Here is a 10,849-nt window from a genome sequence, read left to right as displayed (position 1 = left end):
AGAGGGCAAAAGCCCTTTGGGGCCATCCCTAGCAGGGAGGGTTTGGGTGGGTAGAAAATCTGGTTTTAATGGGTAAAAAAAGTAGTCTTTGAAGTTTAGAAGAAGTTGCATGAAAACAAGGGGTCATCAGGGGGCCTGCCCCCTGATTATCGCCACCGATTGGTCACATTTCAATCTCTGCTCATGTGATGTTTCGCACAGTGTGCGAACGCTCTCAGCCCTACAATGAGAGTATCCGAACCACACAGGAGGTTATCGCATGACTGAAATCCGACCTCAAGAGAAGCAAAAACCGGGGGCGCTTAGCAAGGCGGAGCTGGAAAAGAGAGAGCCAGGAGGATTATCTGGCACATTCGTATCCGTCTTAATACTGGGGGCGTTCATCGCCATCAGCTGGATCGGGGTATTCGTATTATTCATCGCTCGAAATTAGAGAAGGAGTGTATCGCATGCATGTTCATCGTCTGGAAAAGATCTGGCTGAGCATCGGCATCTCAATGCTCGCAATATTCCTCGTCGTCATCGCTGCGACGGCATTCGGTATGGGCATGTCGCCTCCAAGCGAGCATCACCATACGATTGACCCGACGAAGGTGACGACTACGGCCCCGTTCGACAACCCGGGCCTGAAGCAGACAGGCGACAACCGTTATGAAGCAGTGCTGATCGCTTATGCATTCGGTTATGAGCCGCAAACATTGGAAGTGCCAGTAGGAGCTACAATCGATTTCACCGTGACGAGCTCGGACGTCGTCCATGGCTTCGAGATTGTGGGAACGAACGTCAACATGATGATCGAGCCTGGCGAGGTGAGCCATATTAGCCACAAGTTCGATAAGCCGGGTGAGTACTTAGTGCTGTGCAACGAGTATTGCGGTACGGGACATGAATATATGAAGACTACCATTGTCGTCAAGTAGGAGGAGTACGAATGAAACAACCGTTTGATCGTAGCGATGGCAAGCTGGTGCTCGCGCATATACTATTCGCATTCGTCGCGTTGATGCTTGGCGGCGTAGCCGGTATGCTGCAAGGAACGGTGCGGAGCGGGATGATCACTTTGCCTGCGAACATCGGGTATTACGAGCTGTTGACCGCGCACGGCGTGTTGATGGCGCTTATTTTCACAACTTACTTCATTATCGGGTTTCTATACTCAGGCGTATCGCATACGCTTGGCGGCAAGCTGCTGCCATCCGTACGCAAGCTTGGCTGGATCGGCTACGCGACGATGTCACTCGGTACGGTGATCGGGGTAATCGTCATTCTGCTGGGCAAAGCATCCGTGTTGTATACGTTCTATGCACCGATGAAAGCATCGCCTTGGTTCTATATCGCACTCGCGCTCGTTGTTGTCGGCAGTTGGCTGAGCGGGTTCGGTATTTTCCGGCAGTACATGTCGTGGCGCAAAATGCACAAAGGCAAAGTATCGCCGCTGTTCGCCTACATGTCGGTCGTGACCATGCTGCTCTGGCAGATCGCTACGATCGGCGTTGCGGTTGAAGTCGTCGTGCAGCTCATTCCGTGGTCATTCGGTTGGGTAGATACGGTCAACGTCGTGTTAAGCCGCACGTTGTTCTGGTACTTCGGTCATCCGCTCGTTTACTTCTGGCTGCTGCCGGCGTACATCTGTTGGTATGTCATCATTCCGAAGATCATCGGCGGGAAGATCTTCAGCGACTCGCTGGCCCGCATGTCATTCATTCTGTTCCTGCTGTTCTCGATTCCGGTCGGCTTCCACCATCAGCTGATGGAACCAGGCATTAGCGGCTTCTGGAAATATACGCAGGTTGTGTTGACATTCATGGTCATCATTCCATCGTTGATGACGGCCTTCTCCTTATTCGCGACATTCGAGCTGTATGGCCGCTCGAGAGGCGCGAAGGGCTTGTTCGGCTGGTTCCGAATGCTGCCGTGGAAGGACGTTCGTTTCTTCGCACCGTTCATGGGCATGCTCGTGTTCATTCCTGCTGGTGCGGGCGGCATTATTAATGCCAGCAACCAGATGAATGCGGTCGTCCATAACACGCTGTGGGTAACCGGACACTTCCATTTGACCGTTGCGACGAGCGTCGCATTGACGTTCTTCGGTATTACGTATTGGCTCATTCCGCATATTACCGGACGCGTACTGACCGCAAGAATGAACCGTCTAGGCATTGCACAGACGATTTGCTGGTGTATCGGGATGTTCTTCATGTCAGGCTCGATGCATACGGTTGGGCTGCTGGGCGATCCGAGACGTACCGCATATACGACCTATGATGACCATCCAGATGCAATCATGTGGATGCCGTACCATGTGGCAATGGCGGTCGGCGGTATGATCCTCTTCATCGGACTGCTGATTCTAGCCTACATCGTATACAATCTGATGCGCGGTCCGAAGGGCGAGACGGAGTATCCGATCGGAGAAACGGCGGAAGGCGCGGAAGAGACGCCGCGTTATCTGGAGCGCTGGGGGTTGTGGGTTGGCATTGCTGTCGTCCTCATTCTGTTCGCATATACATTGCCGGTCATCGATATGTTCCAGACAACCGTCACTTCCCCTGGGTATGTGACTTGGTAATTGAGATAGAGAACAAGGTTAGATACGAGAGAACCATCCTTTGTGGGTGGTTCTTATTCTGTTTGTTATGAAAATAATAACCGATTTTCTGAAAAACGTACTATTGCATGTTTCGGCCGCTTAATTGACAATAGACTAATGTTTTCGGATAGAGACCGACGCTTGCTTCGCCTCTTGAACGAACTTATGGAATGCAGTGCACCGCTGCAGCAGCAGATGGGCCTAGAAGAGGCAAGAGATCGTATTGCGATCTCGTGACGATCTAATAACAATCGACCTTTCCAATTATTTTCACCGTTCTACGCATTTTCATTGAAATTGATTCAACTTACAATAAGAGTAGATACTTTCAACGGATCAAGCAGTCGAAGGAGATGATCTCATCATGCCAGCAGCAACAAGCGGACTTGAAGTGTTAATCGTTGATGATGAACCGAAGCAGCGGCGCGGATTAGCGGCTTTGGTGCGGTCACTGCGACCTGACTATCGCGTTCATGAAGCGAAGAACGGCAAAGAAGCACTTGAGATGACGCAAAGCAAAGCACTGGATATCGTATTCACGGACATCCAGATGCCGCTTATGAATGGGATGGAATTTCTGGAATCGCTTAATACGATTTCGTTGAATCGACGCACCAAGGTTATTTTTGTAAGCGTATTCCATGAGTTTGGCTTGGCACAGCAAGCGCTGCGGCTTGGCGCGAACGATTATTTGGTGAAACCGGTGAGCACCGCTCACCTTGAGCCATTATTAGAGGGCTTGGAACAGCAGATCGCTAAGGAGATTAGCCGCAATTCGGAGGCCGAGCAGTTATCCAATCAACTCGCGCATACGAAGCCTGTATACGTCGAGCATCTCGCATACAAATGGATGACCGAGGAGCTTCAGCCATCGGAGCAAATCGAGCTTCGCAGTCATCTTTCTTTCACGGGGTTCGGTACCGTTCTGATCGCAGAGACGAAGTCCGGCACTAAGAAGGACAGCGATCGCGAGTGGAAAAGCATGCTTAAGCGCGCAATCACGCAGTCCCTTGCACCATTTGCGAATACGCTCGTTCTCTCGCCAGAGCATGAGAAAGAGCGATTATATACGATTATCGAGTGGAAGGATCTTGATTCGAGTCAAATCGGTCTTTCGCGTCTGCGCGCATCGTTCGCTCAGCTCGAAAACATCTATAATCGATCGGTAGGCGTAGGCATCGGCCTTGATGCGTTGAATCTGGAGCGGGATATTCGCAGCTGCTGCGAATCGGCGAAGAGCGCGCTCGCGCATCTCTATTATTCGCCGGAAGGCATGTGGGTCACGGCATTGGAGCTCGATCAGCTGCTTCGTCAGGCGCCGGTTTCGACGATTGCGGTGAAGGATACGGCCGCATTGGAAGAAATCGTGACGGCAGGGCAATTGGAGCAGGCTTGCGATGCGCTTCGCGAGATGATGGAACGGATTGCGTCCGGCTACCCGACGCCGTTCCGGATGAAATGCAGCGCGATCCAGCTGCTGCTCACCTGCATGAAACGGGCAGAGCTGGTCATCGGCGATGATATGCACCGACAGCTTGCCGATCGCATTGACCAGGAGATCATGCAGGCCGATACGCTGCGCGAGACGGTTGTGGTGGCCCTTCGGCTCTTAACCGATATAATGGTGCAGATGAAGAAGGACAAGTCGTCTCGAAGCGAGCTCATTATGCAGAAATGCAAAGAATACCTCGAAGATAATTTGCACGAGGATCTAGGGCTCGAAACCGTCGCGCAGCGGTTTTATTACAATTCATCGTATTTCAGCATCTTGTTCAAAAATCATTTTGGCCAGTCGTTCACGGACTTCCTCGTCAAGAGCCGTATGCAGAAGGCGCGCAGCATGCTGCTGCAATCGGACTTGAAAGTATCCGATATCGCCAAGCAAGTGGGCTACAAGGACATCAAGTATTTCAACAAGGTGTTCAAGAAGATGTATCTGTATCCGCCGGACGAATTCCGCCGCATGTTCTCATCTTGATGAAACGAGGCTAATCGACCGATGCCTATCATGAAACAAATGACGGAATGGGCAGGCAATGTCAAATTCCGTCTTAAGTTATTTGTATCTTATTTTGTACTAGTGAGCTTCATTATCCTTATTCTCGGCTTCGCTTACTACCAGATCAGTGCGAGCAACATGCTGCGCAACGTGCAGGAGAGCATTGGCAGTGTTGTGATGAACAACAACCAGCTGTTGGACGAGAAGCTGCGAGACATTCGCGACAAGAGCGAAGTGCTGCCGATCGATAATGAGCTGTACAAAGCGATTATGGAGGTCAAATCGTACGATAACGAGTCGCTCATTATTGCGGACCGCAAGATTACGAACATATTGTTCAAATATTTCGGCAGCGACGACATCTATTCTTCGTTCATTGTTACGCCTGAATATACATTCGGCAACTCCGTACGGATGTTTGTAACGCCGGATCATTTCTTCAGTTCCAAGCTGTATCGGGCTTCCATCGAGAGTCAAGGAGACTTGGCGTGGGTTCCGACCTATTCTTACGCCGAAGCGTTCCAAGATGATGGGATGAAGAATCTATCGTTCGAATTCGATCGGTTGATTTCCGCTGTGAAAGAACTGAATTTGACGTTCATCGATGAGCAGGGCGTATTCCGCGCGATGCCGCAAGGTACGAAGCGGCCCGTCCTGATGGTAAGCCTGACCCCTGAATTCATGGGCAGAATGTTCACCGAATACGCGCAGAAGAGCAATATGCAGCATATCTCATATGGCATATTGAACAAGGACGGCGCTTCGGTCATCAGTTCTATGGGCGATCCTATCGATGAGCAGAAACCGATCTGGTTCGAAGAAGCTGCACGGAACGAGCGTGGCAGCATGCAGCAAGTGATCGACGGTCGTAAGATGCTGATCAGCTACAGCCAGATGGAGAGCACCGGATGGATCTCTTATATTGAAGTTCCAGTCGCAGACGCGTTGCAGGAGCTGAAGGCGATTCGTTCGTATTCATTCGTGTTTCTCGCTGTGATGTTGGTCGTATCGATCGTGTTAGCGTATTTGTTATCCATTATGATTACGAAGCCGATTATTCGACTGCGCAAAGCGATGAAGATGATGGAACGCGGTCAATTCCAAGTGCAAGTGCCGGAGCAAGGGCATGACGAGATCGGCGAACTGGTACGAACGTTCAATGGGATGAATGTGCGCATTCAGACGCTCATTGAGGAGAATTACGCTTCGCGGCTTCGCCAGAAGGAAGCCGAACTGATGGCGCTCAACCTGCAGCTCAATCCTCATTTTCTATACAACACGTTAACGACATTGTATTGGATTGCGGTCGAGAACAATCAGACCGAGATGAGCCGTATTATGCTCAGCCTTGCGGAGATGCTGCAGACGACGACGCGCAACAAGGACGAGACATGGCCGCTTCGGATTGATCTGGACTGGCTGGACAAGTATATGTACATCATGTCGTCCCGCTTCGAGAATTTATTCACCGTCGCCTATGAGGTGGATGAGCGGCTCAATGACATGCATGTGCCGAAGCTGTTCCTCCAGCCGTTCGTTGAGAATGCGATCATTCATGGTCTGGCTGAGATGGATGAAGGCGGCGTTATTGCTGTGAAAGGCTGGATTGATGAGGACCGCGTTATTTTCTCCGTTGAGGATAACGGTACGGGCATCTCAAGAGAGCGAATCGACGGCATTAAGTCGGGCAAAATCCGCTCAACAGGCATGGCTAACGTAGAGAAACGGATTAAGCTGCTGTATGGAGCTAATTACGGGATCGATATTTACTCCACGGAGGGGCAAGGCACTCGAATCGTCATTCAGATGGGAACCTATCAAGAGACCAGCGTTGCTGAAGAGGGGGCCAGCGCATGAGGAAGGGTCTGCAATTGCTGTTATTAAGCGTCCTGCTGCTTGCTGCCGGCTGCCAGCCAGATGGGAATGCGAAGAACAGCACGGGTAATCCATCCGATACAGGGAACGGACAACCTAAGGTGGAGTTATCGTATGCATTCTGGGGGACGGCGAACGAGAGGGCTGCTCAGGAACGGATGATTGCGAAGTTCATGGAGCAGTATCCGAATATTCATGTCAGCAGCATCTACGCCCCAGGCGATTATGCCACGAAGCTGACGACGCTGTATGCGAGCAACAAAGCGCCGGATGTATTCCTGCTGCACAAGGAATCCGCGCTGCAATGGGCGGAGCAGGGCAAGCTGCATAATTTGAAGGAATTCATGGATGCAGACCCTGAGGTGAACGAGCAGACGCTTATTCCGAATGCCGTCATGTATTGGGATACGGGCAAAATCGCCGGCGTCAAGGTAACGGAGGAATCGTTCGCGATCTATTACAATAAGGACATGTTCGAGGACGCGAACGTTCCGCTGCCGCCAGTAAAAGCGGAGGATGCATGGACGTGGGACGAGTTCGTCTCGGCGGCTAAACGACTGACGTTCGATCGCAATGGAAACAACGCGTTTAGCCCTGATTTTGATTCCGCTCACATCAAGCAATATGGCGTTCGGCTTCCTACTTACTTGTGGCACTTGTTCGTTCCTTCCAATGATGCGAGCATGATTGCGGAAGACAGCAGTCATCTGAATCTCGATGATCCTGCAGTAATCGACGCCGTGCAGAAGATGGTGGACTTGATCTACGTTCATCATGTCGCGCCATCTCCGATCGATGCCAAGAATCTGCCGGAGCCGACGCTTTCGCTGCAGAGCAAGAAAGTCGCGATGAACATTGACGGCCAGTGGATTCAGCTGGATCTAGCCGCGGCCAAAGTGAATTTCGGCGTTGGCGTGCTGCCGAAGCTGAAGAAAAGTACGACAATTCAGTTCGGCGAACCGATCGTCATGTCGGCAACATCCAAGCATCCGAAGGAGGCCTGGCTGTTATACAAATGGCTGCTCGATGCCGAGCACGCCATTGACATGTATGCGAGCGGTCTCTGGATGCCGCTGCTCAAGGATTATTACACGAAGCCGGAACTGATCGCCCAATGGGCCACCGTTAAGCCGGGTCATCCGGACGGCTATGAGGATGCCGTCATGCGTCAGACGTATGAGAACGGTGTTAATTCCTTTGATTATTATCTACGTAATATTGAGCAGATTAATCTGATTCTCAGTCCTGTCATTGATCAAATATTCCTTGGCAACAAGAGCGTGAAGAAAGCGTTCGAGGAAATCGCGCCGCAGGTGAACACCGCGTACAGAGGGACCTATCCATAGAAGCTGCGTAAAGCCGTCCGCGATTGTGCGGGCGGCTTCTTGCATGGCGCAATGGTGAATGCATTCTTGATGAATCGAACCATGAATACATATAGCAGTAACAACGTTAATTGCGTGTATTGTTTAATAAACATGTGACCGATATAATAGTTGTAATTATTTGTATGCTTCCAAAGCCGTTGAGAGGAGGGGTTGCAATGGTTCAAATAAAACCGTTTGACGCATCCAAAGCAGGCTCGCACGTCGGTACGATAACTACTATTCGCGAACAGCTTAGAGCGATCTATGCGATGATCGGCAATCGCGCAGATGGCAGCAGCGTGCCGACCGATTTTGCCGAGATCCGTCTGGATGGATCTTGCACGGTCTGCAACGGAATGGGGTCGGTAATCGATATCGTGCCGGAGCGGATGATTGCGCCTGAGCTGTCACTCAAGCAAGGGGCAGTTCTCATGTGGGCGGGCTCGTATTGCGCGCCTGTCGAAGTTATCAAGCAGCTGGCTAGAATGCTCGACATCTATTACGACAAGCCGCTGATCGAGCAGGATAAGCGGTTTATTGATATTTTGCTGTATGGCTATAATCAGAGACCTGTTTCGTATGTGTACAAGAAAAAGGCTGCAACAGCCTATTATCGCGGATGTGTTCATGATCTGCGTTATATGCGTGACGCAGGTACGAAATCAAAGGGCAATCGCAAGCTGATCAACTACTTTACTGGACCAGTTGCTTGTCCGCTATGCGAAGGAACGAAGCTGAGTCCGGAGAGTCGGTCCGTTACCCTCCAAGGCCGTTCGTATGCAGCCACATCGCGAATGTCGGTCCAACAGCTGTTGGCCTTTGTTCGCAAGCTCCCAACGACTCTCGACGGTAATGATCTTGAACTTGCCGGAGATCTTATCGCTGAACTCGAAGCTCGACTAGCCTATTTGGACAAAATCGGCCTCCAACGGTTGATTCAAGGCGTGAACTAATTCATATATATGCATGTTAAAAGCCTCCTTACGCAAGGAGGCTTTTGTGTTTTGCTAAAGTCTAATCATATGATTACAAATGATAGCCGTAATATTTCTCTGCATTACGCAAGCTTGTCCAAATATCCGCGCTCTCGGCACCCATGTACCAAACAGCCCAGCCGGCGAGATGAGCGCCATCGATCAGCCGATATTTGGCCGTTAAGGAACGGCCGTCTTCGACCCATAACCGGTGCTCGGTTCCATTGGCTGTATACTGAACGGTATACTGGCCGATGTCCTCATTCCATACCGGACGAAGCGAGTACGCTGCGATCTTTTCATTTTGCTCCTTCATCGTCATATAGCTCGTTGAAGCGACGTTTCCATCGCTGTTCAATGTCCAATCGATCAAATAAGAAGGCATCGCGAGCACGATTTTGTTGTCCGGTACGGATTGACGAAGCTTCTCGACGGCATTGTTCACGTAGGAGAGCGAAGCGTTAGGGCCTGCCGTTCCGCGTCCGCTCCAATACTCGTCATAACCCATCATGACCATATAATCAGCTTGCTTGCCTAGCGCGGCGTAGTCGAACGCTTCCGTCCAATCCGTGCCGAGATCCGGCGAGACGTTGACCGAAAGCACCGCTTTAATCGCCGATAGCTTTGTCTTCAGCTCGGTTATGAATGTCGTGAAATTCGTCCGGTCCATCGGCGCCACACTCTCGAAATCGATATTCAGTCCGGCTAAACCGTTGCTTCGGACGGCTGCCGCCAAGTTGTTCACGAGCGCTGCTCTTGCTATAGAATCAGACAGCACGGCATGCGTCAGCTCCTGGTCGCTCCGATTTCCGACCATGGCCCAAATCTTTTTGTTGTTGCGGTTCGCCCAAGTGATCAGCGATTTATCCGTATTGTCCGTAATCGTTCCTGCAGCTCCGATAAAATACCAACGCGGAGACAACGTATTAACATTCGATTGCAGTACTGTTTGCTCGAATTCGGGCGTCGTCTGGCCGTACTGCCAGCCAAGCCGGATCGAGTCATTCGTCTGCTGTTTCAGCGCAGCGGACCACTTAGCGTTCTGAAGCACCCGTTCCAGCATCGCGGCCGCTTCCTCCCTAGTGATCGAATCCGTTGGTCGGAAATTTCCCGCGCTATCGCCTTTAAGCAACCCGAGCTTCTTCGCCGCAGCGACGGCTGGCTGTGCCCAGCTGGCGATGCTAGCTGCATCTTTAAATCCATTCGAAGTACCTGTTGCCACCGTGCTTTGCCGCAGCGCGCGAACAAGCAGCAACGCCGCTTCCTGCCTCGTCACGGATTTCGTCGGCGAGAACGTGCTTGCGCTCGTTCCGTCTGCGATGCCGAGCTGCACGGCCGCCTGGATCCAGCCGTAATACCACGCATTCTTGGAAACGTCCGTGAAAGGCGAGATAGCACTCGCAACGCTATCAAGTCCAAGCAGCATGTCGAGCGTCTTCGTAAACTCAGCTCGAGTGATCGGCTTCTTCGGCGAGAACGTGGAAGCCGTCGTACCGTTCACCATATTTTTCGTATATAAATCTATTATCGCTTCTCTAGCGAAACTGTTCGATATATCAGTAAAAGGCAGCTTGCTTGCCGCCGCCGAGCAATAACCCGCTTGTCCGATCAAGCACAGACTTACGATTACCGCCGCCATAACTCCGATCCCCCGCTTCACGAACATCCCTCTCTCGTAAAGTTCATATCTCGCAATCTTATCATCTATTGCCTATCGGCTCACGGGCAAAATAATACCAACGAAGATAGATTCCACGAATGATTAGGTGGAGCCGTGTGCTAACCGAGGGAATGATTCTGTAGAAGCGATAGCGTTCGCTTTGGACTTTGGATTCCTACTGCGTCTGATCTGATTGTTCATGGAATCCAAAGTTCACGGCGATCGAAAGAACATTCCCTCGCGAAGCGCCCCCCGCACACGCCATCCCTCGCGAAGCGACTGCATATTCCTGAAGCTAAGCATCGCGCAAGCGGAAGTCCCCAATTTACCACCCCCAAGGAGAATGTTTAGTTGGAGCCGTGTGCCTGAGAGCGAAGCGAGGGA

Annotated in this window: 8 protein-coding genes; 7 read left to right on the top strand and 1 reads right to left on the bottom strand. The window is 51.3% G+C overall.

Features of this window, described 5'->3' with window-relative positions:
• The first annotated feature begins 259 nt into the window (after nt 1-259).
• From SBI19_RS28945 to SBI19_RS28915, 7 genes are all read left to right on the top strand, one after another.
• Nucleotides 260-433: a cytochrome c oxidase subunit 2A gene (locus SBI19_RS28945; protein ID WP_317973002.1), complete on the top strand. Its 174-nt coding sequence runs from the start codon at nt 260-262 to the stop codon at nt 431-433.
• A 16-nt stretch (nt 434-449) separates the two neighbouring features.
• A complete protein-coding gene (locus SBI19_RS28940; protein WP_317973001.1) occupies nt 450-920 on the top strand; it encodes a cytochrome c oxidase subunit II in 471 nt (156 codons plus the stop codon).
• 11 nt (nt 921-931) lie between these two features.
• On the top strand, nt 932-2,569 hold the full coding sequence (locus tag SBI19_RS28935; RefSeq protein WP_317973000.1) for a b(o/a)3-type cytochrome-c oxidase subunit 1: 1,638 nt from the start codon (nt 932-934) through the stop codon (nt 2,567-2,569).
• 385 nt (nt 2,570-2,954) lie between these two features.
• Entirely contained in the window at nt 2,955-4,568 is a 1,614-nt protein-coding gene (locus tag SBI19_RS28930) for a response regulator transcription factor (RefSeq protein ID WP_317972999.1), read from the top strand.
• Between the two features lie 21 nt (nt 4,569-4,589).
• Nucleotides 4,590-6,446: a sensor histidine kinase gene (locus SBI19_RS28925; RefSeq protein ID WP_317972998.1), complete on the top strand. Its 1,857-nt coding sequence runs from the start codon at nt 4,590-4,592 to the stop codon at nt 6,444-6,446.
• Nucleotides 6,443-7,810, top strand: coding sequence for an ABC transporter substrate-binding protein (locus SBI19_RS28920; protein WP_317972997.1), 1,368 nt, complete (start codon nt 6,443-6,445; stop codon nt 7,808-7,810). Before SBI19_RS28925 ends, SBI19_RS28920 begins: the two co-directional genes overlap by 4 nt.
• Nucleotides 7,811-8,007: 197 nt before the next feature.
• Entirely contained in the window at nt 8,008-8,784 is a 777-nt protein-coding gene (locus SBI19_RS28915) for an excinuclease ABC subunit UvrA (protein WP_317972996.1), read from the top strand.
• A 73-nt stretch (nt 8,785-8,857) separates the two neighbouring features.
• Here the strand turns inward: SBI19_RS28915 and SBI19_RS28910 are convergent, their stop codons facing one another.
• Nucleotides 8,858-10,444 carry an S-layer homology domain-containing protein gene (locus SBI19_RS28910; RefSeq protein WP_317972995.1) on the bottom strand — a complete coding sequence of 529 codons (1,587 nt, stop codon included), beginning with the start codon at nt 10,442-10,444 and terminating at the stop codon, nt 8,858-8,860.
• Between the last annotated feature and the right edge of the window lie 405 nt (nt 10,445-10,849).

Origin of the sequence: Paenibacillus sp. CCS19 (assembly GCF_033239625.1) — a bacterium.
Taxonomy (GTDB): domain Bacteria; phylum Bacillota; class Bacilli; order Paenibacillales; family Paenibacillaceae; genus Paenibacillus_T.
The sequence above is the reverse complement of the archived record's forward strand: the minus strand, read 5'-3'. Positions and strand labels throughout refer to the sequence as shown.

Excerpts from the sequence above, each read along its gene's own strand:
- SBI19_RS28910 (WP_317972995.1), bottom strand. The coding sequence starts at position 10,444 with ATGGCGGCGGTAATCGTAAGTCTGTGCTTGATCGGACAAGCGGGTTAT.
- SBI19_RS28940 (WP_317973001.1), top strand. The coding sequence starts at position 450 with ATGCATGTTCATCGTCTGGAAAAGATCTGGCTGAGCATCGGCATCTCA.
- SBI19_RS28930 (WP_317972999.1), top strand. The coding sequence starts at position 2,955 with ATGCCAGCAGCAACAAGCGGACTTGAAGTGTTAATCGTTGATGATGAA.
- SBI19_RS28945 (WP_317973002.1), top strand. The coding sequence starts at position 260 with ATGACTGAAATCCGACCTCAAGAGAAGCAAAAACCGGGGGCGCTTAGC.
- SBI19_RS28920 (WP_317972997.1), top strand. The coding sequence starts at position 6,443 with ATGAGGAAGGGTCTGCAATTGCTGTTATTAAGCGTCCTGCTGCTTGCT.
- SBI19_RS28935 (WP_317973000.1), top strand. The coding sequence starts at position 932 with ATGAAACAACCGTTTGATCGTAGCGATGGCAAGCTGGTGCTCGCGCAT.
- SBI19_RS28915 (WP_317972996.1), top strand. The coding sequence starts at position 8,008 with ATGGTTCAAATAAAACCGTTTGACGCATCCAAAGCAGGCTCGCACGTC.
- SBI19_RS28925 (WP_317972998.1), top strand. The coding sequence starts at position 4,590 with ATGCCTATCATGAAACAAATGACGGAATGGGCAGGCAATGTCAAATTC.